Origin of the sequence: Rahnella bonaserana, assembly GCF_019049675.1 — a bacterium.
GTDB lineage: Bacteria > Pseudomonadota > Gammaproteobacteria > Enterobacterales > Enterobacteriaceae > Rahnella > Rahnella bonaserana.
In genome coordinates, this window is sequence record NZ_JAFMOW010000061.1 from 39,179 (window position 1) to 62,619 (window position 23,441).

Genomic DNA, 23,441 nt, shown 5'->3' on the forward strand with positions numbered 1-23,441 from the left:
GCAGTTATAACATGCCAATTTTCCGCGCAAACAGAAAACATGCAAAAGTTATAAGCTGATCACAAAATAAATGCATAAGTGCACGCAAATAATTGCTCATATGAGCAATATCGAGTAATTCATCTTCTAGATCAATCAAGTCAACCGGAGAGGGGAAGTAGAATTTTTATTATAAATCAGACGGATAATAGATTTTTTGAAGGTTTATATATGCGAACTGACCTATGTCAGAGGATTTGGCCATGCTCTGATCTAAGTCATGAGGGTTTACAGAATGACTGATAGCAGTGCCTAATGCATGCCTGAGAGGAAGGTGGTCAAGGGCGCGGGCTACGCCCCTGTTGCTGATGTTCCGGGATCTATTTCAATCAGGAATTGACAAGCTTCACCGCAGTATCGAAGTCAGTGATTAACACATCTAAAAGGCCTGACTTCAGGGAAGCGACGATGCCTTCATACTTCTGTTCTCCCCCCGCCACACCAATCACGGTTTTCGTGTTACGCAATTGTTCGGTTGAAATACCAAACCCAAGACGGCTCATCGGGCTATCAAGGATCTCGCCTTTACTGTTAACGAGAGTAATGCAGACATCCGCAGCGATATCTTTCTCAAACAGATTTTTTTGCCACGACTCGGGAAAAATATCACACAAACTGGATGAGCCCGTTTTCCAGGCGCCAATACCGGTGATGACAACATCCAGCTGAGAATAATATTGTTGGGTATCCACCACAGCCGGATCACTGGCCAGTTTTTGGGCCAGGCTTTCATCATCCACCCACATCGGCACATACATAGGATGTGCCTTGCCCTGAGAGATAGTCGACAGTCTGTGGATAAGGTCGATCGGGCCCTGGCTAAATTCAATGCCCGGATGAACGCCAGATAGCTGCACAACATCTAATGCAGGCAAGCTGGTGAGTTGACTCACTGTGCTGGATAAAACGCGTCCCCAGGCAATACCAACCTTCATTCCCTCAGCGAGATTATTGTTGAGATAACTTGCAGTGATACCCCCCAGCTTCTCATTCAGTTCTTCCTGATTGGACCAGGATTCTGACACGGAAAGCACGATTGCCTTCTGCAGACCATACTTTCCGCAGAGATTAAGTGCGATCTCTTCGTCAAGCAGTTGCTGCTTTGGAAAGAGAAACTTCACATACTCTTCCTTTATTGCCTCATCGATAAGACGCGCCGCTTTAAATCTCGAAATCTCGAGTTCTTCAGCAATCTCAGTTTTGGTCTTCATCTCAACAAAGTAACGTCGGACGACGAGAGAATAGATATAGCGGGGATCGTAACCTGACCAGCGGCTGTTTTTTATACGTTTAGGCATAGAGCATTCCATCTTCATCCAAAGACAATATCAGCTGAGTTAAACTGTTACCCCTGCAATTTACTCATAAGAGTACACTTTTACCTGCTCTTTTGACATGAGCAAATGAGTCTTATCTTTTGGCGGTGTGATAGCTGACACATCTGATGATAATGGGTGAAGAGACCAGAGTTTTTTAGACGGTGGCAAGGCTTTACATTATGTGCTCTGAATCAGTGACGCTGTGGCCTGTGATTTCTGTTTTTTGGCGTGAAACGGGTTACATTGCTCTTGTGTTCCTCGCAGATAAAAATGCCCATCGGGTGCGGCCTGAGTTCCACCGGGACAACCATTCATCCCAGATTTTCCGTTTTTTCCATTAAGACCAGCTCCACCGTTTTGATTACCGATTACCACGGATCCCCCTTTTCCTCCAGTTCCGCCTTTCCCGCCTTCACCTCCCTGACAGGCAAAGGCTATAACGGAAAATCCCGTTAAAAAAAGATAAGAAAACAATTGAGCTCTGTTCATGTCTTTTCTCCAGGTTGCATCGGGTTTCGTTAGTTAGGGTAGCTGATTTACATTTCAATCCGTTCACTTTGCGCTGCGCCATTCTAAATCAGTACAAAACACATAGCGAAAAGATCTGATAGCCACATAAGCACAAGATAAAAATAGGATTTTAAGGGGTGTACTCATAAAATCCCCACATCCATGTGTGAATTTACCCATTTCGCAGCCAGTGACTCAGAAACTATTTACACGCTATAAGATTGGCCATCTGTTCCTGGTCCGGCAGACCGACGATCTGTTGAAGCATGTTGGCGTGGTTAAGATAATAAATTGCTGGCGTACCGCTTGCCCCCACATCTTCCATCAATTTCTGGTTGTATTGGATCTGCGAGAAAATCGGCTGCGGCGTTTTCTCCAAAAGTGCAGGCTTGTTTTTGCCACCCGACAACTCGAAATCCTGCCAGACCTTCGCGGGGTTTTCAGAAGACAATATCGCAGCCGCGTAACGGCCACTGTCGGGCTGCATGACACCCACTAACTGCGTTTTCATAGCGATTTTATTGTCCTTAATATAGGGCTGCACTTCCTGTCTGAATTTTGTACAGTAAGGACAGAAAGGATCGGCAAACACGACAATCTGACAATTTGCATTATTACTGCCTTCCGTGATACCGGCAGCTTTGGACAGTGTTTTCCACATCTCGCGGCCAGCAGGGATGTAAATCTCCTCTTTTATGACCTGTTCACTGAGGTTACTTCCATTCTCATCGTACATATAACCTGATATGGCATGTTTTTTATCGGGGGTCAGATAAATTGTCACCCCCGTTCCCTGATATTTTCCCAACCAGCCCTGAACCCCACCGGGAGCCGTGAAGGGTTTGATTATTTCTATACCTTGTTTTTCCAACTGCTTGATCGGTGCGGGAAGCGCTGCGGGCGTTGCTGCCTGAACCTGCGAGCCGATAAGTGCAGCAGATAACGCGAGGATGTATTTGTTCATTCTTATCCCAGTATAATACGTACTCATTACGGGCCGTTGTCTAACAAACCTCCGGCCCTCCCGTCACGTGCTAAATAGCACTACTCACCATTATCTCATCGTGACAAATTCTTCTGCCGCAGTTGGGTGAATTGCCACGGTATTGTCGAAGTCTCTCTTCGTTGCTCCCATTTTCAGCGCAACAGCAAAACCTTGCAGTATTTCATCCATGCCTAAACCGATACCGTGGATACCGACGATTTTCTCTTCCAACCCCACACATACCAGCTTCATGCGGGATGGCTGGCGATGACGCGTCACGCCGGTGTACATGGCGGTAAAAGATGACTGATAAACTTTCACCTGATCATCACCATATTCCTCACGCGCCTGGGGTTCAGTCAGGCCAACGGTACCTATTGTTGGGTGGCTAAAGACGACTGTGGGGATATTGTTGTAATCCAGATACTCATCCGGCTTGTTGTTAAACAAGCGTTCTGAAAGGCGACGGCCCGCAGCAACAGCTGCCGGTGTTAACTCAACCGCACCGGTATTATCACCCACCGCGTAAACACCCGGCACGTTGGTATTCTGATATTTATCAACTTTGACGTACCCTTTTTCATCGAGTTCAACACCCGCCATCTCAACGTTCAACTTGTCATTGGCTGGCTCACGGCCAATCGCCCAGATCAAACAGTCAACCGTTTGTTCACGACCATCTTCCAGCTTCAGTGTCAGGCTGCCGTCCTGGTTTTTGACCACTGCAGTGGGGATCGCTTGGGTGTGCAACGTTGGGCCTTCGACGTTCATGACTTCAACCAGTGTTTCTGAGAGCAACGGGTCAAAACTGCGCAAAGGCGCATGCTTACGTACGAACAAATGGGTTTTTGACCCCAATGCATTGAGAACACCTGCCAGTTCAACAGCAATGTAGCCTGCACCAACAACTGCAGTGCGCTCCGGTAGCGCCTCAAGCGCAAAAAAACCATCTGAATCAATTCCGTATTCCGCCCCCGGTATAGAGGGATGGCTAGGGCGACCACCGGTGGCTATCAATATATGATCAGCGGTAATCGTTTCCCCGTTGACCTCCACCGTATGTCCGTCCACAAAACGGGCAAAACCTTTGATGACATCTACCTTGTTTTTACCCAACACATTTTCGTATGAAGTATGAATACGATCGATATAGGCACTGCGGTTTTTTAGCAAGTTAGCCCAGTCGAGGCGGTTTAATGTGGTATCGAAGCCATAGTCTGGGCCATAAAGATGAATGGCCTCTGCGATTTGCGCAGCGTGCCACATTATTTTTTTCGGTACACACCCCACATTGACGCAAGTCCCGCCCAACTCCCGCGCTTCTATCAAAGCGCATTTCTGCCCATACATCGCCGCACGGTTGATTGAGGCGATACCACCGCTACCACCACCAATCGCGATATAGTCATAGTGTTTCGTCATTTTGTTCTCCAGGCAGCATCGCTGCGGTCATCGTTCAGGTAGCATCGCCAGAACTCGCACTCAATGCCTTGCTTATACGGTTGAGCCCCTCAGCAAGCATAGCGCGTGGACAAGCCAGATTAAGGCGGATGTGCCCGTCGCCGTTACTGACAAACATTTGCCCCCCTTCAAGCAATACACCCGCATGTCTGGCAAAAAAGAGGGTTACTTCTTCCTGATTACTGACATCTACCAGACGAGAGATATCAATCCAGGCAAGATAAGTCCCTTCCGGAATGATAAAACGGGCCAGCGGATGATATGTCCCCAGGTAGTCCTGCAGAAAACGGAAGTTCTCGTCAATGTAGTGCCTGACCTGAGTCAACCACTCATCGCACTCGGACCAGGCGGCCTTGTTAGCCACCAGGCTCAGCGGAGAGATAAAATCATCATGCAGGCGAAGCCATTCGGCTCTCACTGAGGCATCAGGGATCATGATGTTTGCAAGCAGGTTACCCGCCAGGTTGAACGTTTTGCTGGTCGACATGCAGGTGATAATTTTATGATTTTCAGGAAAAATTGACGCGGCGGGAATATGCGTGACGCCCGAGCGGGATAAATCACAGTGGATTTCATCAGAAATAACCCACACATCATGTTTAAGGCATAACGCTATCATTTTCTGCAACTCATCACGTCGCCAAACTCGCCCGGTGGGATTATGCGGGTTACAGAGAAAGAAGGCTTTAATTCGCTGCTGGTCATCGCTCAGGGCTTGTTCCATTGCCTCAAAATCTACCGCCCAGTGGCCTTCGTTATTTCTAAGCGGGCAATCGACGACGCGACGACCGCTATAGTCTCCGGCTTTTTTAAACGGTGCGTAAGAAGGGGTCAGGATGAGGATGCTATCTTCTTCGTGGGTGAGTAACGGCACCAATCGGTTAAGTGCAGGGATAATACCGGGGGAGAAAACAATGCTTTCTTCCTTAAACCGGTATCCGTAATTCCTTTCACACCAGGCCCCAAAAATCTCATAGTAGTCCCTGTCATAAACGCGGGTGTAGCCAAGAATTTTTTTATCTAACCGGGAACGTATGGCTTCAAGCACCGGCTCGGGGGTGGAAAAAGCCATGTCTGCTACCCAGAGGTTTATAAAACCATTGGCCGGTACTTCCGGCGCGGGGCCTTCATGGGCACCAAACATATATTCACGCCAGCCGTCGACGGTTAAGCTGTCTGTCCCTGCTCTGTCCACTGCTTCATCAAAATCGTATTTCATAGAGGTTACCCGATTAGTTTATCCAAAGAGGTCACAGCGTCACTGATTTTGCTAACGATTAGATATTCCATTGCTTTAAAACCTAAAAAACCATTTGTAGAGTGATCAAGTCATGACTGGCACGTTGATATCAGTGCCGTATTTTCTGACCCGGTGCCTTGATCACCAACAGAATGCCCGCAAGGACTGCCAGCGTTGAAAATGCCATTCTGAGGCTCAGTGACTCGCCCAAAAATGTTACGCCTCCCAGCATCGCCAGACAGGGCACACTCAACTGAACCGTACTGGCTGCAACAGACTCAAGACGAGGTAAAAGTGAATACCAGAGTACATAGGCTCCGGCAGAAGCACCGGCACCAGAGAGTATTGCCAGGACAATTCCGATACCGTCGAAGTGCGCTCCCTGGCTAATGAACGGCGACAACACCAAGGCAAAAGGTACAGCAAGGATGAAGTTTGCCGCAGTGGCCTGCGCAGCATCAGGAGAGCGCTTTCCGCAGAGGGTATAAGCCGCCCAGGCAAGGCCTGAAAGCGCCATCAGAACAGCGCTGCCCAAGGGGGGCGCTTTGGCACCAGGTAAGAGAAGAGCAGCCATGCCGGCTACAGCCAGCCCAAGCCCCGTTGCTCTGGAAAAAGACAGCCTTTCCCCATGGAAAAGGCCATGAGCCACCATCGCCAGTTGCACAACGCCAAACAAGAGCAAAGCACCTGTTCCTGTATCCAAATGGATATAGGCAAGGGAGAAACACAGGGCGTAGGCCATAAGAAAGAACCCGCTTTTCAAGCTCCAGACGCCCTGCTTTTTCCCCTCACGTCTCAACAACAGTGGTAACAAGACCACCGCCCCGCTCATCAGGCGAAGGTCACTGAACGTCACCGGATCAATATGTTCGCCTTTCAACGCAATCCGACAGAGCACGGAATTGGCTGCGAATGCCATCATTGCTATCACTATCTTGAATCCAACAGACCGCCCCATCAGCGTGACGCCTCAAAATTAACAAATTACGTGATAATCTATCAATTAGTAGGTAGGATGGCAATATCTACTTATGGCAGCCAGACACTAAAATGGTACGCCTTTTCAGGTCATGCCCGGAGCATTGGCCTTTATCATTGCCAGATTTATGTGAAGCCGTAGACCCGTTACTAACAAAGGAGAACATATGCAAGATTTCAACGTACTGCTCGAAGCAGCATCAGATTATAACGAATTTGTTGGCAGAGGAGCAGAAGAAGACCGCAACGCATTGCGGCATTTTGAGGGGCTTGCGAACGAGGCATTACCTGACGATGTCATCAGTAAGCTCTCGCAACTTCCGGGTTCGTACAGCATTCTGGTAGCTGCTGAAATGTGGTGCCCCGACTGCCATAAAAACTTGCCTGTAATCCATGCCATTGCCGCGTCAACGCCGGCAATACGTCTGGGTATTATCACCCGCGACAAGGCCGAAGCCGTCTTTAAAGCACACTTTGGTGTCGATAAAGTCAAAATTCCGTTTGCAGTGGTACTGGATGAGAACGCGACTCCGCTGGGGCCGTTTATTGAACGGCCTAAAACCGCTATCGGCAAGAACGGAGAAGTGAGCGAGAGTTACAAAAACGGTGAGCTTCTGGTCGATACCGCCCGCGAATTGACTTCAATTTTTCCAGGAAAATAAGAGAGCGTTAAAGTTAAATTAATTGAATCTCAACTTGAAGGTAATAAACCTGGAAGTTGAGCAATGCCAGGGAAATTATAAAAATAAACCATAGCAACAATGCCCTTAGCCCTGCATCTAAGCAGGGCTTTTTTCGCGTAAAGAAAGCATGCTACGCAGTCTTGTATGTGCAACCAAAATGCTACGCCCATTTATTCAGTGGCCAACGACAGCACCTGCAGCTTCACGAAGCTTTACACGCCCTTTAAATGTAAGCAGAACTCCAGGCAACGATAATCCCGGCAACATATTCCGCATCCTGAGGATGCGTCAGAAGATGATCTGCTTCACCCAGTGAGATAAAGCTTTTGGGGTGTCTGGCGGCTTTAAAAATTTTCTCTGCCTGTTCAATCAGCACGGTATCATCATTGGGAGCATGAAAAATCAGCAGCGGCTTGTTCATGGTAAATACCTTCTCCGCTATTTTATGCTCCTGAATGTTATCCAGCATTTGCTTTTTGAGCGTGAATACCCGGCCTGCAAGCTCTACCGGGAAAGCGCCATGGTTCCTGATATCTTCGATATTGTCTTTGAACAACCGCTGTACATGCGTCAATTCGCCTGGCGAACCTATGGTTACGACCGCTCTGGCTTCAGGCACTTTGGCTGCAATAGAGAGGATTGCCGAACCGCCAAGGCTGTGACCAATCAGCAGCGAAGGAGCCTCGTATTCCCGACGAAGATAATCGACCGCGCACAGCAGGTCAGAAATATTCGAGGAAAAATTGGTATTGGAAAAATCGCCTTCGCTGTTGCCTAACCCGGTAAAATCAAAGCGAAGCACCGCAATTGAATTTTCTGTCAGTTTCCTGGCAATGCGTGCAGCACCTTTCAGATCCTTCCCGCAGGTAAAGCAGTGCGCCAACAGGGCAAAGGCTTTTGGATTTTCTGGCAATTCAAGCAACCCGGCAAGTTCCTCACCTTCTGCATTTTTGAAGGTAAATTTCAATTTTTTCATTATGTTAACTTTAAGAATGGTTGAATTACAAGCAAGATGCCTATCAGCCGCCCCATCATGGGGCGGCTTTGCGAGGTTACGACGAGCTTATCTGCGAACGGCCATGATACCGGCATCGACATCCCAGATTGCGCCAGTCACCCAAGAGGCTTTGTCGGACAACAGGAAGAAGATGGTATTGGCCACATCTTCCGGCGTGCCGACACGCCCCAGTGGATGGAAAGCGTTCAGCGATTGCATTGCGCCGGCAATGTCTTCTTTCGCCATGAAGCCTTCATAAATCGGGGTATGCACGATCCCTGGCGAGACCGCGTTCACGCGGATACCCGCACTGGCCAGCTCAATGGCCAGGTTGCGTGTCAAGGCGTGGAGACCGGCTTTGGCCATGGAGTACGCGGAAGCCGGTGAGTCGCCGAGTGCGGCTTGCGCGCCAATGGAGCCCACGTTCACAATCGCCCCTTCACGGCCGTCGGCCAGCATATTCTTCACCACGTCCTGCGTGATGAAGAAGGTTGCCCGGTTCAACATCAGGTACATGTCGTAATCGGCTTCCAAATGCTCGGTAAAGCCTTTCGGCATGAAGATCCCGGCCGCATTGACCATCAGGCTAATATCGCGATGATTAGCATTAATCTCCTGACGAATGGCGTTCATGCCCTCTTCGGTCATCAGGTTTGCCGCAATCACGGACACGGAACCCAGTGGGCTCAGCTCTTTCTGAACCGCTTCTGCCTTGTCTTTTTTATTGCCCGTCAGTACCACGCTGCCACCGGCTTTCAGCACCATACGCGCCGTTTCCAGACCCATGCCGCTGGTGCCACCCACGACAAGCAGTTTTTTGCCTTTAAAGTAATCGCTCATTTTGAACTCCGTTATTTGCAGGGTAGATTTGCCGGCAGTCAAGCAGCCAGCTCGTTCAGATTTCAGATGCTGCAACCGTCAGCGCCGCAGGTCTGGCCGTCGGTTTTTGCCAATTCAGCCGCTTTTTCTTCCCAGATTTGCTTCAACGCGTTCAGGAAGTTGTCCGCAGATTGCGCGCCGCTGATGGCATATTTTTCATTGAGCAGGAACAGCGGGACACCGCTGACCCCGATCGACCGGGCATGGGCTTCATCTTCGGCCACCGATGCACGGAAGGCCTCATTGGCAAGGGCACTCTCAGCGTCGGCTCTGGACATGCCCACTTCGGTAGCTAACGCAATGAGCTCCTGCGGATCGAAAATGGAACGCCCCTCAGTCACACTGGCCCGATAAAACCGTTCTGCCATGGCGTCGCCCATATTGGCGTGACGTGCAGCCGCGAGCAGCGTATGGGCATCTTCGGTATCGCCAAAGAGCATGGTGTCAAAGTTATACTGGAGCCCTTCTGCCTTCCCGGCCGTGCCCACCTGATTCATCATCAGTTCCGCCCCATGTTCCCCGCCAAACTTCTTGTAAAGGGCTTTGCGGAACGGCACGGCAGGCCGGTCGCCGGAAATACGGAAACTGTGGTGGCGGACCACGACCTGTTCCTTGTGTTCAAAGGCGGCAAGGCCCTGTTCGAAACGCTTTTTGGCAATCCAACACCAGGGGCAGACCAGATCTGACCAGATATCTATCGTAATAATCGGCTTAAGGGTTTGCATATTGGCTCCTGAATCCCCCATTAATGTCGTCTGGCGGTGCCTCTTTATGTGGGCACCGCAAATACCACCGGCTTCGTGGCGTTAGTTGGCTTCCCAGGCGGGATAATCGGTGTAGCCTTTTTCCGGCGACCCCGTCACGCCGTAATACGTCGTGCGATCGCTTTCAGCCAGCGGCCAGCCGTTCTGCATTCTTTCGACCAGATCAGGGTTGGCGATGTACGGCACGCCAAACGCAACAAGATCCAGTTCGTCTGTCTCAAGTGCGGTTTCGGCAATCTCGCGGGTGAAGCCGCCGGCGGCAATAACGGTGCCCCCCAGAGTTTTACGGAACGCGGCTTTGAAACCGGCAGGTACCGGTGCCTGGGTATAAACAGGTTGATAATAGAGGTGCACATAAGCCAGCTCACGTTGGCCAAGGGCCGCAGCGATACTTGCCCAAATATCTTCTTCACCTTCATAAGGCGCCAGGTCGTAAATCCGCCCGAACGGTGAAATGCGCAAGCCCACCTTATTGCTACCAATAGCCGCAGAGATGGCATCAACCGTTTCCAGCAGGAACCGCTGACGGTTTTCCACAGAGCCACCGTATTCATCAGTGCGAGGGTTCAGTTCACTGCTGAGGAACTGGTCGAAAATGAAGCCGTTAGCCGCCATGATTTCCACGCCGTCAAACCCGGCCTCCATTGCCAGACGCGCTGAATGGACAAAGTCAGCGGTAACGCGTCGAACTTCTGCGGTTTCCAGCGCACGCGGCTGGCTTGGAACGACAGGCCCCGGTTCGCCAGACCTGGTCAGTGCAAAGACGGTGGTGTTAACCGCTTGTACGGTACCGGCGGAAACTGGCGCGATGTTGCCCGGCTGAATTGAGGTATGAGACATCCGGCCCACATGCCACAACTGAGCAAAAATACGACCGCCCTTCGCATGTACCGCATCGGTCACTTTGCGCCAGCCCTGAACGTGTGCAGCGTTGTAGATCCCCGGGGTATACAGATAGCCGCGCCCTTCTTCAGAAACAGGCATGCCTTCGGTGATAAGCAGCCCCGCAGAGGCGCGCTGGGCGTAGTAAAGTGCAACGACGTCATCCGGCACGTCGTTCATTGTGCGGGTGCGGGTCATCGGGGCCATGACCACGCGGTTTTTTAACTGCATGCCTGACAGATTGTAGGGGGTGAACAACTTACTCATCGTATACCTCGCAAGGCGAAAGTGAGAAAAGCCCCGCTGGGGCCGGAGTTAATACTTAGCGGGCCGGGGAGCTGACGATCGCTTCCTGATGCCGGTTAAGCGTATGGCTGCACTATACCTACCTACTAGTTGATTGGTCAATAGGTAAAAGAACAAATCATGCTGTCCTTTTGTCACCGGAGACAGGCACAGGGAATGCTGTGTAAGGTGAGCTCCCGTCGGTGAGATGGTCGTCATCCTGTGAAATCAGGGAATTACAAATATCATTATTGAGCGTTATGGAGCTAAGACTGGCCGGTTCAGGGCGGCGAGGAGTCTTTCTCTCCCCTTATCATTGGGATATTAATCACCCCGATGGAGAAGAGTAAATGTCCAAACTTCACCTTACTGTTATCAGTACATTATGCCTGGCGTTGTCGAGCCAGGTCGCTTTTTCAGCCAGTTTTACGCTGACAAGTCATGAGCTTGAAAAAAACCGTTTCCCCGCAGCTCAGACCCTGAGTTCACCTTATGGATTTGGGTGCAGCGGTGGAAACCTTGCCCCCTCTTTTAACTGGAGTGGCGCGCCGGCAGGAACTCAAAGCTTCGCTCTCAAAATTTATGATAGGGATGCGCCGACAGGCCTCGGTTGGATCCACTGGCAGGTGGTGAATATTCCCTCATCTCTTCACTCGTTACCGGCTGGGATAACGGCGGATAACAAAAATCTCCCGCAAGGGGCTCTTCAGACCCGGACTGATTTCGGTATCCCGGGTTATGGCGGCCCTTGCCCGCCGAAGGGTGAAACGCACCGTTATGAGATTACGCTGACGGCACTTCGTGTCGACAAACTTCCGGGAATAACGGCGGACTCGACGCCCGCCCTGGTCGGCTTTATGGCAAAAGCGAACTCACTGGGCGAAGCCCATCTTCAGATTACGCAGGGCCGCTAACCGCAGCCAGGTTGCCGATAGCCTGGCCGGAAACCCGGACCAGGCTGGGGCTGAATCCGAAGCGAGTTCGAAATCTGGCGGCGAACTTAGACGGATTTTCATAGCCGACTTCCAGGGATATGCGGGTGACTGAAAGATCGGTCACCTGCAAAAGTGTCAGGGCGCGGCACATGCGAATGTCAGTCACCAGATGGGTGAATGACGTATTTTCGGCATGCAGATGGCGTCTCAGGGTGGTGGCCGACATACCCAATTCAGCCGCCACCTGCGCAGTATTCCAGTCTTGTGATATGTCTGCTGCAACGAGTTTGCGGATTTTTATCGCCAGTCCGGTATGTTGTTTCAGCGCGAAGAAAATTCGGTATTCATCCAGCCAACTCAGCATCTCTTCCATACGCCTGGCCACGATACTTTCAGGTATGTTTTCAGTATCTGTAATGGCCTCCGCAGTGTGATAAAAGGCCTGGCGAAAACTGTTGCCTGGCTCTGCCATTTTATTTGCTTCGTTCATGCTCATACGTGGGGCATGCATGAAGCAGTAGTTTTGGACGAAATCGGCACAAAAACTCAGCCATGATGCTTCGTACGTACCCGTTAAAGGTGATGGTGTATTGATGATATCAAAAGAGTGCCCCTCCCCGATGACCACCGCGTCCCCCGCTTCCAGCGTTATCTCCTCTTGCGCCCAGCGGATTATTTTCCTGCCATGGCGGACCAGGATGATTGTGGGTTCATCTATAGTGATATGGCACATCATCAGGGGCTGCGTATGCAGCACATGCGCTGTACTCCCCACATTAATACGACTGGATAATGTTCTTTCCATCATCGCCTTACGAAAAGGAATAGGCCTGCCCTGTAGGCCGACACTTTATGGATGGGCTTGCTTTTTTATAAAGTAATCCCGATTTTACAATACGTCAGTTTTCTCATTCAGATGGAGTGAAATATCATAATCCTCAGCACGCCGTCCACATAAGATGACGCTTATCCATTGATAAAACATGGCATTATCTTCGCTTAAGCACCTTTCTATCGATGATAGCTTTTTATGTTAATTAAACAAACCAACTAGTAGGTAGAATTACTATCAAGTTACATCCTGCAGGAGTGAATGATGCGTGAATTAACCCTTTACAATGAAGATAATTTTAGAGAAATCGAGAGGCATGAAGGGGTTGCGGTGGTGCGCTTCTCTGCCCCCTGGTGCCCACCTTGTCAGATGAGCGAAGACATTTTTAACCATTTTGCCGAGCAGATAGAAAGCGACGTCAAAGTCGGCAAAGTGAATGTGGATCTGGCACCGGTACTGACCACCAAATATGAAATTTGGGGACTGCCTTCCGTACTGATGTTCAAGGATGGGCAGTTGGTCCAGCGTATACCGGGTGTTAAATCGGCAGGGTTTTATCAGCAAGCATTGTCAGAGCTGAAAAAAGGGCAGTGATGCCCTTTTATCTATGTTTAAAAAAGTCTCTTAGCGGTCTGATGCATCATCGGCAAGCGGTTACCTCTCGTTCAGAGTGATAACCGCTTTGTTATAAAATAACCGACCAGTCTGCTTAGCGTTATTTATTGCGTTGGAAGGCCGGCATCAACGCTTTGTTATGTTCGATCACTTCATCCAATGCATTTTCAAGCAGTTGACCGCTTTTGACTAGGGGATTAATAACCAAGGCACGCCATGCCGTATACCGATTACCACTGATGGCTGCCTCAATGGTCAATTGCTCAAAGCTTTTCATCAGTTGAATCAGACGAAGTACATCTTCCGGGAAAGGTTCGACATTCAGTGGTATCGGTCCAGAACGGGTGATCATTGAACTGACCTCAACCGCACAGTCATCCGGCAGGCCCGCAATCGCACCATCGTTTCGCGTATTGACATGCATGATGATGCGTTTGTCGTTATATATTGCGCTCATCAATTCACATGCCGCATCCGAATAGTACTGCCCTCCCCGACCTTCCAGCGCTTTCGGTTTCTCGGCGAGTTCCGGGTTTCGATAAATTTCGAATAGTTCTCTTTCGAGCTCCTTTACGATCTCACCACGAGTCCCTTCCCCTTGTGCTTCGCCAAGCTCCTGACGGTACATGTCGTCGCTCATGTAGTAATAACGCAGGTAGGGGCAAGGTATCATTCCCATATTCGCCAACAACCGATCCGGCCATTTGAAAGGAGGAATATTTTTAGGCACCAACGGATCATTCCCCTCTGAAATCAGCTCAATGACCTGAGGAAGCTTATCCTTACCCTCATGATAAATATGGCGCGCAAAAATGAAGTGATTAAGTCCCGCGACCTGCATGATAAATTCATTGATATCGCTGACACCTAAAGCACTGGCAATACCCTTTTGCATAATAACAGGCACGTTGCACAGCCCTACGGTTTTGACTGTGCTGTGTTTCAGTATCGCTTCAGTGACCATTCCCGACGGGTTGGTGAAGTTCAGCAACCAGGCATCCGGGCACAGTTGTTCCATTTCTTTCGCTATAGCCAATGCAATCGGGATAGTGCGGCATGCATTGGCAAATCCACCCAGACCATTGGTCTCCTGACCGATCATGTCGTATTTCAGCGATATCCTTTCGTCGCTGATCCGTGCGTCCAGGCAGCCGGCCCTGAACTGAGAACAAACAAAATCGGCACCGAGCAGTGCTTCTGTGCGGTCAAGGGTTTCATAAACCGGTATATCCAGCCCATTTTTTTCCAGCATCCGTCGGGTGAGGCCCGCGATAATCGCCATTTTTTCACGGCCATCCTCAATATCAACCAGCCATAACTCGCGGATCGGAAATTCATTTTGACGCTTGATAATGCCTTCCATCAGTTCAGGTGTGTAGCTTGAACCCGCTCCAATAACCACTAACTTAAGACCCTTCATTAGATATTCCCCTCATCGTTGTTGTCAGGACGTCTGTTGGGCCAATTAAAGAGGACAAGGGGCTTAGTGGACAAACGATCAATTCCGGGGTAAGCATTACTGTAAATAATGCATAAGAGAAAATTAAGAAGGAAAATGATGAATGCTCGCTCAACAGAACATACTGGCACTATTGCATACGTTTGAAACGGCAGCACTGCATATGAGCTTTACTAAGGCGGCGACTACTCTCAATCTGACGCAAGGGGCCGTTAGCCAACGCATTCGTTCTCTTGAATCCATGCTCGGATTCAGACTGTTTATTAGAATGACCAGAAAGCTTCAGTTGACCGATGAAGGGGAGCGTTTACTTGGCGTACTCGCGTTTTCACTTAAACGCATCAGTGATGAAATAGAAGATATTCGCGTGCAGGGGCTGAGAGGAACCTTGTCTGTCGGCCTTCCACCTACCTTCGCTTTTCTCTGGCTGATGCCGCGCTTACCGGTATTTACCGAACGGTGGCCGGGGCTGAATATCAATTTCAGAGTGAGAGCCGGTCTGGTAGATTTTAATCTTGAACGGGTAGATGTCGCTATCTACTACAGTAATCTGAAATACCCCGATCTCTACTGCGAACGGTTATCTGAAGAGACGCTGGTTCCCGTCTGTATTCCATCTCTTGCAAAAAAAATCAGGCAAGCAAACCATTGGTTAGCTGAAGTCCCATTCATTCATACGTCTGAATCCGTTGACTCCCAGAATGTTTTTTCCGAATGGCGAGAATGGTGCAGGGAGTCTGGCAAAAACCTGCCTGTTGAAGATAATTTTTTGAGCTTCAACAATTGTCAGATGTCTATTGAAGCGGCACTCAATGGCGGCGGTATCATCATGGGCAGAAAACGACTCATTCGACATTACCTCGATGAGGGCCGACTGATTGCCCCTTTTGAAATAGAAATACCCGCCGGGCGAGGATATGACCTCATTATGCCACGAGAAAACCTTAACCGACCGGGCGTTCAGGCTTTGGCCGAATGGGTAAGAAATGTGTTTAACGAGGAATAAAGTCTGTTTTCGTTCTGATAAAGGGCAATGTAAGCCATATCAGACCTAATGCCAGAGAGCATGATGAAAATGTATGTCAGAAGTGAAAAAAGGGCAGTCATGCCCTTTTATATTTTCAACGCGATAACTATTGCGCTTTCAGTTGCTTAATCGCATCCAGCGTACGTGCGGAATAGACAACGGCAGCGCCTGCATTCAGGTTGATTGCCACACCCAGGGCTTCAGCAATTTCTTCTTCTGTGGCGCCAGCTTTAACGGCAGCTTCGGCATGGACGGCGATGCAACCATCACAGCGAGTCGTCACCGCACAAGCCAGTGCAATCAGTTCACGCACTTTCGCGCCCAGGAGGTTGGTCTTATTGCCGGCGTTGCCCAAAGCCATGACGCCTTTTAGTGTTTCCGGGGTCAACTTACCCAGATCACCAACACGTTGCATCACTTCTGAGCGGTATTCATTCCAATCTAACATGGGGTCATCTCCAGAATTATTTTCTTTTAACAATCATTAGGATCTGTTCAAGCGTATCGTTGAAAAGCTCAGGCTTATTAATCGCCCGGGAAACAACGCTAGCGCCCTCGCATAAATTCAAAATAAGCAGAGCCATTTTTGATGGCAGCAGGTCAGCAGTCAGCTCCCCTGCATCAACACCACGGCTGACAATCTTGGTCAACCAGGCAATCTGCATATCGAAATATTCGGTCGCCTGTACTCTGATATTCGGTGGCAGATTGGCCATTTCCGAAGACAAAGCACAGCACAGCGGCATACGCGACGTGCGATAGCTTTCGATGAAAAGCTCTACATAGGCGGTAAGCATCTGCGCAACCGTATTCTCCGTCGCTTCAATCTGTTCAAATCGGTTTTTGGTATCGGTATGGGCCTGAATCACCACTTGTTCGCCCAAAACGTCTTTTGTTGGGAAGTGGTGATGAATACTGGCCTTGGTGATACCAATGCTCTTTGACAAATCAGCATAGCTGAATGCAGAGTAACCCCGTTCGCGCATCAGATGGTCCGCTTCATTCAGAAGCCTTTCTCGTGTCATGACTGACATATAATCCTCACAATTATAATCTACTAGTTGGTAGATATTATCTGCGCCTGTTGTTCCCTGCAAGGGGACATCAGTTCACAACAGCGATTTAACCTTCTCTGATAACGCGTTTTGGTCGGGGTTAATAGCCATCAGGCATTTCCCTCTCTGAGGTTTACCTACACCAACCGGGTATCAATACTGACCGGGTTCGCCAACGTATCGTGGATCGGCGAGCTTTCTGGCAGTGCACGAACCATTTCTTCAAGCTGTTCACGGCTGGCGGTCGGACTGGAGAGCTTAACGCCAACACGGATCGCTTTCGCCCCGTTGCGAACTTTTTCGTCAAGACCCAGGAAACCGTTCAGATTAATGTCGAAGTTCAGGTCAAGTTCAATACCATCAAGCTCAATGCCCTTTTCTGCCGCCATCACAGTCAGAGTCGCGGTATAACAGCCGGCAAGTGCCTGCAAAATGTACTCAGCTGGGCCCATACCGCTATCAGTACCCGATAAATCAGCAGGTTCATCGCCAACATTAGCAAATTTTCCGGAGCGACTGGTATCAACCTGGCCGTTCTGGATAGTCGCATGAGTTTCCACACGGACGGATACCCCACCGTTGGATTTACTCTTCATGTTAAAGGTGAGATTGCCCAGCTCTGGCTGCTGGCGAATAGCTTCTCGTGTACCGCGAATAACATTAGCGTCAGCAAAAGGTTTTTTTGAATTAGTCATGACAACTCCTGAAGTGTCGAGTGATCTCAAAGATAAGGTTGGTGCCAAACGCAATCAACCTACTAGATGGTAGATTACTTTAAGATTGAGGTGTTGTCTACCACTATGGGGGCAACTTCTTAAGATAGAGCTACAAACAGGGACGTAAACGCTGCGATATCTACATTATGCGATGTATCGTGCTGACGTCCGAGTTCGGCATCTTGCTAAGCATCTTAATCGCTTGTGAGCTATGACCTCCTGACGGCATAGAATCTATGCATCTTTAACAGTACCCAAGTATAGAAGCATAGTTTTCAGTAATTATTGAGTATGAAGGACTGATCAAAAGAAACAATATAGGCAATCATCATAAAAGTTATTTCTCTCGTACTAAATAACCGTTATAGACTGAAATCACAGAACGATTGACCGAAGTGAAATCAACATTCAGCAATTCAATTAGCGGGGGAGCGACCATATGGAAATCCACAACCGGACTCCAAATGTATATGACTTGCTTGAAATAAACAAAATTCTACTTTCAACTTCAAATAATGGTGAGTCATTTGAGAAAGACTTACATCTCAATGGATTCATAGAAAAACCATGGGGATATGAGTATAGAGTTTATTGTGATTCTATTTTTGATGTATGGCGCCTTCATATATCAAAGAATCAATCCACGTCAATGCATTGTCATATACTCAAAGACACCGTCCTTATATGCCTACATGGTGATGGCGAGACCAGATTTCTTGATGGTACACATCAGGCGTTAAAATCTGGGGACAGCATATATATTGCAAAAGGTGTATTCCATCAGACTATTTCGGGAAAATCAGGCATCGAATTAATCGAAGTTGAAAATCCAAGAAACAAATTCGACTTACTCAGACTTAAAGATAATTATGGCCGGCAAAATATGGCATATGAAAAGAAATCACAGGAACATGATCTTTTACCTCCTTTGCAACAGATAGCTGCAGGCACATTGATCAGAGAACATGACCTACACAAATTAGCATACTTTTCCGTCAAAAATCTTGATAGAAAAATGTTGAATGACGAGGATGATTTTATTTTTATTTCATTAGATGTAAAAAGCCATCTAATGGGAAAGATCCATATCCTACGAGCTAAAGATGCCATCTCAGAAATGTACTGTGGTCAGACTGTATTTTTAATTAACGTCCCGTAACGCAATAAGAAGGAAAATAACATGTCTAATCCGACACGAGTAGTGATAATCACTGGTCCAGGTTTTCAGGATCACGATGTAGTTTATACTTACTATCGTTCTAAAGAGGAAGGATACGATATATCTATTGCAACAAAGGATGGAAGTGCAGTGACAGGGAAATATGGCATCACTGTTCCTATGGATAAAAGATCCAAAGACAATATTAATTTTGATCAACTCAACGCCACTGATTTTGATGCTGTTATTCTCACTGGCGGTCATGAAGCGCCTGATAGAGTTCGCCAAGATCAGAGAGTTAAAGATTTTCTAAAGCAGATGGTAATACAGGGGAAAGTTGTGGCTGGGCTCTGCCATGGTCCCTGGATTATGATTTCTGCCGGTATTCTAAGAGACAAACTCACCTGCGCTTATGTTGGTCTGAAAGACGATATGGTTAATTCCGGCGCCAATGTAATTGAAGCAGATGTAGTTGTCGACGGGAATATCATAACTTGCTCCTATTATGCTGAATGTGGAAAATTTATGCGTCAGACATTCGATGCAATAGATAGATGGAAGCGCGGCGAAACTCTTAAAGAACCGCTGGTGGTATAATTCGATGTTAATAGCAATGGATTTCGACGGGGTCGTGGTTGATGGAGTAGACGAATGCATGCTAATTACATGGAATGTATTACATGACAAACCTCTCAGTGATTTTAACCAAGATGTACTTCAAAACATCCCACGCCTGATGGCTAAACGATTCAGGAAATTAAGGAATTTTGTACGCCATGACGGTCACTTTATTGCCTCATTCACTGAATTTGGTAATGAAGCTATAGATAATGACAGATTCACTGCTATATATGAATCAATTCCAACTGAAGATAAGAAAATATTCAGGGATAAGTTCATCCATTATAGGAAGCTGGCAAGAAGTCTCTACCCTGATTTTTGGGCTGAACTACACCGTCCGCTATTGGATGTTTCAAATTTATTTGAAACAGCTAATGATATCTATATTGTATCAGGAAAGGATGAAGAGTCTATATTATACATTCTAAGTAAATATGGTTTAAACATACCCGCGAATAAAATATATGGGAGGATGACTGACAAAAACAAGACTCTTACCTTGCTAAAATCAATAGCCTTCGATAAAAACGAGGATATTCTATTTATTGATGACAATATCCAAAATGTTATTGATGCATTAGATCATGGCATTCAATCATTTTGGGCTAATTGGGGATACAACATCCCTGAGCATAAATTAATGGCACTTCAAAAAGGAATTAATGAATTAGATACCGAGGATCTCTTGAAATTAGTCAAGAAAACCTCTTAACGCAATATTATTTCAATTTTTTCTGTATGAGGAGTAATAACTCATGGCGAAAGAAATACTATGTGGTTTTGGAGTGGGTGTAGATGCCGTTGCAGGCTGGCTATCTTCTTATGGGGGAGAAGATTCTCCAAGCGATATATCTCGCGGTATGTTCGCTGGCGAAGTAGGTACTCCACGTCTTCTGAATCTATTTGACCAGTTTAATATCCCCACCACCTGGTTTATGCCTGGTCATTCCATCGAAACCTTTCCTCGGCAAATGGAAGCAGTTGTCAATGCTGGACATGAGGTAGGGGTTCATAATTACAGTCATGAAAACCCAATATCTATGTCGCCTGACCAAGAAAGAGAAGTCCTTCTAAAAGGCATTGACATGGTCACAAAATTAACAGGGAAGAGACCTACTGGGTATGTCGCTCCATGGTGGGAATTTTCTCCTGTAACCACAGATCTTCTATTAGAAAATGGCATCAAATATGACCATTCACTAATGCATCATGATCATCAGCCTTATTATGTCAGGAAAGGTGATTCCTGGACCAAGATAGATTATTCCAAGACACCGACCGAATGGATGAAACCGCTGGTACGCGGAGAAGAGACGGACCTTATTGAATTACCCGCCAGTTGGACAATCGACGATATTCCTCCTTTCATGTTCATGAAAACAAAACCCAACAGCCAAGGTTTCATGAATCCCAGGGACATCGAACAGTTGTGGAGAGATCAATTCGATTGGGTCTACCGTGAGCATGAATATGCGATCTTTACTTTTACGATTCACCCGGACGTATCTGGACGCCCGCACGTATTAATGATGCTCGAACGCCTCTTAACTCATATGCTTGGTCATCCAGGGGTGAAATTCCTAAAATTGAATGACATTGCAGATGACTTTGCCAAGCGATCTCCACGGATAAAATAATGACACGGCAGCCGATGAGGCTGCCTGTTTTATGTATCTCAAACCATAAATCCGCTATTTTTTGATAGTTCGAGAATTCTGTCTCTTATTCCTGAAACGAGTGGGTTACGTAATGAGCTATCAATCCATACCAAATAGATTGAATTTATAGGGAGTCTCTCATGGACATTCACTTCAACGATCTGACCTCCTGCTATGCTTTGGGCGCATAAATACTCAGGCATCACAGTCCAACCAATATTTTCTCGGATCATTCTTTCTAAAATCCGCAAATCCGGTACAGTAATAGACGGACGAAGCAGTGCAAAAAATCGCGAAGAATCCTGGAAAACTTCCCTTATCAAGGGTAACTGTTCATCGTAAGCTATTAGAGGAAGCTTCGACAGCGTATCAATCACGTCCTCGTTTTCTTTGAAGTTGTCTGCTATGAGTGACGCTACCACAACTATTAACTTTTCCATTCCAATTTCAGCATATCCAAATTTTTGTTTATCCGGCATAGAAGTTGTGAAACCTAGTTGACAACTTCCGTCCAGAAGACAGCTGTATATGCGCTTCCTATTTCCTGTCAAAACTTTAAATTTAATACCTTCATTGAATAATATTTTCACCAAGTACGGTAATTTTGACCACATTAATTCTGCTGGCCCGATGAAAGATACTGTCCCCGAGGACTTTCTTGTACGTGATCTAAGCATCGACAACTTCAGTTCAATCGTTTCTAAATCTGAAGCCACCAATCTCGCCAATTCCTCCCCATCCACTGTAGCCACCACACCATGTGAACGACGAGTAAAGAGAACACACCCGGTAAAAGCCTCAAGTGAATGAATGTGGGCAGACATTGCAGGCTGGCTTATGCCCAACCGCATTGCCGCTTTTGAAATCGAACCAGCTTTGTATACTTCAACAAAACTTCGTAACTGAACCAGATAGCTCATACTGCGCATCCTTAAGAGCCTGAAGCTCTCCGATTACGACATAAAATCGAAAGCCTGCACAGTATTATGTTATAAACATGTTCCGTTAATGCTTCTATACATATTAACTTATTTTAACAATTAAAGGATTTTATAGGGCAAGGATAGAACATATCAAGATAACCCATTGATATAGCTATATTTAACGTGCGTTATACTGGTTGGCATTAAGGTTTCAAGCATGCCATGAGATTCGGATTGGCGTGTTGTCTTCTATTACATACTCTGGGGAGTGATAGTCGCTAAACCTTTAAATTGACTAAACAATCATTGTATTTTTATCTATTAACGTTGACAACCTCAACTCAAATCGAGTTATCACAAATTCCGTTGGTCAGCGAAGCGGTTAGCTTCTTTTAGACCGGTTCGGACTACCTCTCGGAACATTAATCATCATCCCATGGTGCCCGTTTCCATTTTTCAGTCATGAAATCAATAAATACACTTAGCCTACGGGGTATTGGTTCTCGCCGCGCCCGGACAACACTGATCTGAGATGTGTTTGCTTCCCAATCAGGCAGAACTCGGCAAAGTTTCCCAGCTCTCAATTCATCATGAATATCCCAAGTTTCTCGAAGAGATATGCCAAGCCCCGCCAAACTCCAGGCATGCAATACGTCTCCGTTGTCACTGATAAGGTTGCCAGTAACGCTGATGCTTCTTTCATGACCGGCTTTACGTAACGTCCATGAATTGTGTAAAAAACCCGGGTAAGCGAATACTAAGCAGTTGTGATTTAAAAGATCTTCTGGTCGCTCAATGGGTGGATGATTCTTCAGATATTCGGACGATGCGATGAGAATACGTCTATTATTTGCTATTTTTCTGGCCAGAAGGCGAGAATCAGCCAGATCCCCCATACGAATAGCCAGATCGAAATCACCACTGTAAAGATCCTGGATTTGGTCAGATAACCTTAAATCAAAGCCCACCCTCGGATGTACTTGGCAGAATGCAGCGATCGCAGGAGCAACATATTTTCGGCCAAACGGTGCGGGCGCAGTCAAACGAATATTTCCGCTTAACTCCTCACTATCCCCTCGGGAAAGTTCCTTCATCTCATCCAGAACGGCCAACGCTACGCGAGCCCTCTCAGCTATAGCTCTGCCCTCGTCTGTAATACGTAGATTACGGGTGTTTCTTTCAAAAAGTGTAGTGCCAAGTGCAGTTTCCAGCCTGGCTATCTGCTTGCTCACCATCTTGGGGAGTATCTGTAGGTCTCGTGCTGCGGCAGAGAAATTGTTTCTGTCGACGACGTGTAAAAACACTTCAAGGTCGTCATTTCTCAAGTTTATTTTGTTCATTTTGGGGTAAGTGTTTGTCCGTTTAGGTCTATTTAAAGGATAAATAGATTGTTCCACAATAAGACTCAATATGACAAGT

The 23,441-nt window shown here is 47.4% G+C and carries 25 protein-coding genes; 8 read left to right on the top strand and 17 right to left on the bottom strand.

The window, feature by feature from the left end; genetic code table 11:
* Positions 1-368: 368 nt before the first annotated feature.
* The 6 genes from J1778_RS10745 to J1778_RS10770 form a co-directional block, all read right to left on the bottom strand.
* Entirely contained in the window at positions 369-1,337 is a 969-nt protein-coding gene (locus J1778_RS10745; protein ID WP_015697025.1) for a sugar-binding transcriptional regulator, read from the bottom strand.
* A 198-nt stretch (positions 1,338-1,535) separates the two neighbouring features.
* The gene (locus J1778_RS10750) at positions 1,536-1,847 is read right to left on the bottom strand and encodes a hypothetical protein (protein ID WP_217173170.1); all 312 of its coding nucleotides are present in this window, start codon (positions 1,845-1,847) and stop codon (positions 1,536-1,538) included.
* A 223-nt stretch (positions 1,848-2,070) separates the two neighbouring features.
* Positions 2,071-2,832, bottom strand: a complete 762-nt coding sequence (dsbG, locus tag J1778_RS10755; protein ID WP_103072817.1) for a thiol:disulfide interchange protein DsbG — start codon at positions 2,830-2,832, stop codon at positions 2,071-2,073.
* Between the two features lie 90 nt (positions 2,833-2,922).
* Entirely contained in the window at positions 2,923-4,275 is a 1,353-nt protein-coding gene (gorA, locus tag J1778_RS10760) for a glutathione-disulfide reductase (RefSeq protein ID WP_217173171.1), read from the bottom strand.
* Positions 4,276-4,309: 34 nt separating this feature from the next.
* Entirely contained in the window at positions 4,310-5,533 is a 1,224-nt protein-coding gene (locus J1778_RS10765; RefSeq protein WP_217173172.1) for a MalY/PatB family protein, read from the bottom strand.
* Positions 5,534-5,663: 130 nt separating this feature from the next.
* Positions 5,664-6,512 (bottom strand): DMT family transporter, encoded by an 849-nt coding sequence (locus J1778_RS10770; RefSeq protein ID WP_103072764.1) that lies wholly within the window; start codon positions 6,510-6,512, stop codon positions 5,664-5,666.
* 187 nt (positions 6,513-6,699) lie between these two features.
* Here J1778_RS10770 and J1778_RS10775 point away from each other — a divergent pair, with 187 nt between their 5' ends.
* A complete protein-coding gene (locus J1778_RS10775) occupies positions 6,700-7,194 on the top strand; it encodes a thioredoxin family protein (RefSeq protein ID WP_217173173.1) in 495 nt (164 codons plus the stop codon).
* 244 nt (positions 7,195-7,438) lie between these two features.
* Here J1778_RS10775 and J1778_RS10780 read toward each other — a convergent pair whose 3' ends face one another.
* The 4 genes from J1778_RS10780 to J1778_RS10795 form a co-directional block, all read right to left on the bottom strand.
* The gene (locus J1778_RS10780; RefSeq protein ID WP_007374395.1) at positions 7,439-8,191 is read right to left on the bottom strand and encodes an alpha/beta hydrolase family protein; all 753 of its coding nucleotides are present in this window, start codon (positions 8,189-8,191) and stop codon (positions 7,439-7,441) included.
* Positions 8,192-8,278: 87 nt separating this feature from the next.
* The gene (locus J1778_RS10785; protein WP_044265962.1) at positions 8,279-9,052 is read right to left on the bottom strand and encodes an SDR family NAD(P)-dependent oxidoreductase; all 774 of its coding nucleotides are present in this window, start codon (positions 9,050-9,052) and stop codon (positions 8,279-8,281) included.
* Positions 9,053-9,114: 62 nt separating this feature from the next.
* Positions 9,115-9,816 carry a DsbA family oxidoreductase gene (locus J1778_RS10790; protein WP_126795942.1) on the bottom strand — a complete coding sequence of 234 codons (702 nt, stop codon included), beginning with the start codon at positions 9,814-9,816 and terminating at the stop codon, positions 9,115-9,117.
* An 81-nt stretch (positions 9,817-9,897) separates the two neighbouring features.
* Positions 9,898-11,004: an alkene reductase gene (locus tag J1778_RS10795; protein ID WP_217173174.1), complete on the bottom strand. Its 1,107-nt coding sequence runs from the start codon at positions 11,002-11,004 to the stop codon at positions 9,898-9,900.
* A gap of 368 nt (positions 11,005-11,372) precedes the next feature.
* Here J1778_RS10795 and J1778_RS10800 point away from each other — a divergent pair, with 368 nt between their 5' ends.
* A complete protein-coding gene (locus J1778_RS10800) occupies positions 11,373-11,936 on the top strand; it encodes a YbhB/YbcL family Raf kinase inhibitor-like protein (RefSeq protein ID WP_032693561.1) in 564 nt (187 codons plus the stop codon).
* On the opposite strand, the gene J1778_RS10805 is transcribed toward J1778_RS10800, so the two are convergent.
* Positions 11,920-12,762 carry a helix-turn-helix transcriptional regulator gene (locus J1778_RS10805; protein ID WP_038423118.1) on the bottom strand — a complete coding sequence of 281 codons (843 nt, stop codon included), beginning with the start codon at positions 12,760-12,762 and terminating at the stop codon, positions 11,920-11,922. The genes J1778_RS10800 and J1778_RS10805 overlap by 17 nt on opposite strands.
* 291 nt (positions 12,763-13,053) lie before the next feature.
* Here J1778_RS10805 and J1778_RS10810 point away from each other — a divergent pair, with 291 nt between their 5' ends.
* Positions 13,054-13,383 carry a thioredoxin family protein gene (locus J1778_RS10810; protein WP_015697014.1) on the top strand — a complete coding sequence of 110 codons (330 nt, stop codon included), beginning with the start codon at positions 13,054-13,056 and terminating at the stop codon, positions 13,381-13,383.
* A 121-nt stretch (positions 13,384-13,504) separates the two neighbouring features.
* Here the strand turns inward: J1778_RS10810 and J1778_RS10815 are convergent, their stop codons facing one another.
* Positions 13,505-14,824: a 6-phospho-beta-glucosidase gene (locus tag J1778_RS10815; RefSeq protein ID WP_048284451.1), complete on the bottom strand. Its 1,320-nt coding sequence runs from the start codon at positions 14,822-14,824 to the stop codon at positions 13,505-13,507.
* A 142-nt stretch (positions 14,825-14,966) separates the two neighbouring features.
* On the opposite strand from J1778_RS10815, the gene J1778_RS10820 reads away from it, so the two are divergent.
* Positions 14,967-15,869 (top strand): LysR substrate-binding domain-containing protein, encoded by a 903-nt coding sequence (locus tag J1778_RS10820; RefSeq protein ID WP_032693559.1) that lies wholly within the window; start codon positions 14,967-14,969, stop codon positions 15,867-15,869.
* A gap of 127 nt (positions 15,870-15,996) precedes the next feature.
* Here J1778_RS10820 and J1778_RS10825 read toward each other — a convergent pair whose 3' ends face one another.
* From J1778_RS10825 to J1778_RS10835, 3 genes are all read right to left on the bottom strand, one after another.
* Positions 15,997-16,338: a carboxymuconolactone decarboxylase family protein gene (locus tag J1778_RS10825; protein WP_032693558.1), complete on the bottom strand. Its 342-nt coding sequence runs from the start codon at positions 16,336-16,338 to the stop codon at positions 15,997-15,999.
* Positions 16,339-16,354: 16 nt separating this feature from the next.
* Complete coding sequence (locus J1778_RS10830) at positions 16,355-16,924, bottom strand: TetR/AcrR family transcriptional regulator (protein ID WP_024359925.1); 570 nt, start codon at positions 16,922-16,924, stop codon at positions 16,355-16,357.
* A 158-nt stretch (positions 16,925-17,082) separates the two neighbouring features.
* A complete protein-coding gene (locus tag J1778_RS10835) occupies positions 17,083-17,640 on the bottom strand; it encodes an OsmC family protein (RefSeq protein ID WP_032693557.1) in 558 nt (185 codons plus the stop codon).
* Between the two features lie 460 nt (positions 17,641-18,100).
* On the opposite strand from J1778_RS10835, the gene J1778_RS10840 reads away from it, so the two are divergent.
* From J1778_RS10840 to J1778_RS10855, 4 genes are read left to right on the top strand one after another with little or no spacing between them, the layout of a single operon-like run.
* Positions 18,101-18,820 (top strand): cupin domain-containing protein, encoded by a 720-nt coding sequence (locus J1778_RS10840; protein ID WP_217173175.1) that lies wholly within the window; start codon positions 18,101-18,103, stop codon positions 18,818-18,820.
* Between the two features lie 21 nt (positions 18,821-18,841).
* Complete coding sequence (locus J1778_RS10845) at positions 18,842-19,417, top strand: DJ-1/PfpI family protein (RefSeq protein ID WP_024359927.1); 576 nt, start codon at positions 18,842-18,844, stop codon at positions 19,415-19,417.
* A gap of 4 nt (positions 19,418-19,421) precedes the next feature.
* On the top strand, positions 19,422-20,153 hold the full coding sequence (locus J1778_RS10850) for an HAD family hydrolase (protein ID WP_217173176.1): 732 nt from the start codon (positions 19,422-19,424) through the stop codon (positions 20,151-20,153).
* A gap of 43 nt (positions 20,154-20,196) precedes the next feature.
* Positions 20,197-21,078 carry a polysaccharide deacetylase family protein gene (locus J1778_RS10855; protein WP_015689823.1) on the top strand — a complete coding sequence of 294 codons (882 nt, stop codon included), beginning with the start codon at positions 20,197-20,199 and terminating at the stop codon, positions 21,076-21,078.
* Between the two features lie 38 nt (positions 21,079-21,116).
* Here J1778_RS10855 and J1778_RS10860 read toward each other — a convergent pair whose 3' ends face one another.
* Together J1778_RS10860 and J1778_RS10865 are read right to left on the bottom strand one after the other, a co-directional pair.
* Entirely contained in the window at positions 21,117-22,019 is a 903-nt protein-coding gene (locus J1778_RS10860; protein WP_015689822.1) for a LysR family transcriptional regulator, read from the bottom strand.
* Between the two features lie 425 nt (positions 22,020-22,444).
* Positions 22,445-23,362: a LysR family transcriptional regulator gene (locus J1778_RS10865; protein WP_032693554.1), complete on the bottom strand. Its 918-nt coding sequence runs from the start codon at positions 23,360-23,362 to the stop codon at positions 22,445-22,447.
* Positions 23,363-23,441 lie beyond the last annotated feature (79 nt).

What these genes read in the sequence shown, in the direction of transcription:
- J1778_RS10745 (WP_015697025.1), bottom strand. Translation starts at nt 1,337, where the DNA reads ATGCCTAAACGTATAAAAAACAGCCGCTGGTCAGGTTACGATCCCCGC.
- J1778_RS10750 (WP_217173170.1), bottom strand. Translation starts at nt 1,847, where the DNA reads ATGAACAGAGCTCAATTGTTTTCTTATCTTTTTTTAACGGGATTTTCC.
- dsbG (WP_103072817.1), bottom strand. Translation starts at nt 2,832, where the DNA reads ATGAACAAATACATCCTCGCGTTATCTGCTGCACTTATCGGCTCGCAG.
- gorA (WP_217173171.1), bottom strand. Translation starts at nt 4,275, where the DNA reads ATGACGAAACACTATGACTATATCGCGATTGGTGGTGGTAGCGGTGGT.
- J1778_RS10765 (WP_217173172.1), bottom strand. Translation starts at nt 5,533, where the DNA reads ATGAAATACGATTTTGATGAAGCAGTGGACAGAGCAGGGACAGACAGC.
- J1778_RS10770 (WP_103072764.1), bottom strand. Translation starts at nt 6,512, where the DNA reads ATGGGGCGGTCTGTTGGATTCAAGATAGTGATAGCAATGATGGCATTC.
- J1778_RS10775 (WP_217173173.1), top strand. Translation starts at nt 6,700, where the DNA reads ATGCAAGATTTCAACGTACTGCTCGAAGCAGCATCAGATTATAACGAA.
- J1778_RS10780 (WP_007374395.1), bottom strand. Translation starts at nt 8,191, where the DNA reads ATGAAAAAATTGAAATTTACCTTCAAAAATGCAGAAGGTGAGGAACTT.
- J1778_RS10785 (WP_044265962.1), bottom strand. Translation starts at nt 9,052, where the DNA reads ATGAGCGATTACTTTAAAGGCAAAAAACTGCTTGTCGTGGGTGGCACC.
- J1778_RS10790 (WP_126795942.1), bottom strand. Translation starts at nt 9,816, where the DNA reads ATGCAAACCCTTAAGCCGATTATTACGATAGATATCTGGTCAGATCTG.
- J1778_RS10795 (WP_217173174.1), bottom strand. Translation starts at nt 11,004, where the DNA reads ATGAGTAAGTTGTTCACCCCCTACAATCTGTCAGGCATGCAGTTAAAA.
- J1778_RS10800 (WP_032693561.1), top strand. Translation starts at nt 11,373, where the DNA reads ATGTCCAAACTTCACCTTACTGTTATCAGTACATTATGCCTGGCGTTG.
- J1778_RS10805 (WP_038423118.1), bottom strand. Translation starts at nt 12,762, where the DNA reads ATGGAAAGAACATTATCCAGTCGTATTAATGTGGGGAGTACAGCGCAT.
- J1778_RS10810 (WP_015697014.1), top strand. Translation starts at nt 13,054, where the DNA reads ATGCGTGAATTAACCCTTTACAATGAAGATAATTTTAGAGAAATCGAG.
- J1778_RS10815 (WP_048284451.1), bottom strand. Translation starts at nt 14,824, where the DNA reads ATGAAGGGTCTTAAGTTAGTGGTTATTGGAGCGGGTTCAAGCTACACA.
- J1778_RS10820 (WP_032693559.1), top strand. Translation starts at nt 14,967, where the DNA reads ATGCTCGCTCAACAGAACATACTGGCACTATTGCATACGTTTGAAACG.
- J1778_RS10825 (WP_032693558.1), bottom strand. Translation starts at nt 16,338, where the DNA reads ATGTTAGATTGGAATGAATACCGCTCAGAAGTGATGCAACGTGTTGGT.
- J1778_RS10830 (WP_024359925.1), bottom strand. Translation starts at nt 16,924, where the DNA reads ATGTCAGTCATGACACGAGAAAGGCTTCTGAATGAAGCGGACCATCTG.
- J1778_RS10835 (WP_032693557.1), bottom strand. Translation starts at nt 17,640, where the DNA reads ATGACTAATTCAAAAAAACCTTTTGCTGACGCTAATGTTATTCGCGGT.
- J1778_RS10840 (WP_217173175.1), top strand. Translation starts at nt 18,101, where the DNA reads ATGGAAATCCACAACCGGACTCCAAATGTATATGACTTGCTTGAAATA.
- J1778_RS10845 (WP_024359927.1), top strand. Translation starts at nt 18,842, where the DNA reads ATGTCTAATCCGACACGAGTAGTGATAATCACTGGTCCAGGTTTTCAG.
- J1778_RS10850 (WP_217173176.1), top strand. Translation starts at nt 19,422, where the DNA reads ATGTTAATAGCAATGGATTTCGACGGGGTCGTGGTTGATGGAGTAGAC.
- J1778_RS10855 (WP_015689823.1), top strand. Translation starts at nt 20,197, where the DNA reads ATGGCGAAAGAAATACTATGTGGTTTTGGAGTGGGTGTAGATGCCGTT.
- J1778_RS10860 (WP_015689822.1), bottom strand. Translation starts at nt 22,019, where the DNA reads ATGAGCTATCTGGTTCAGTTACGAAGTTTTGTTGAAGTATACAAAGCT.
- J1778_RS10865 (WP_032693554.1), bottom strand. Translation starts at nt 23,362, where the DNA reads ATGAACAAAATAAACTTGAGAAATGACGACCTTGAAGTGTTTTTACAC.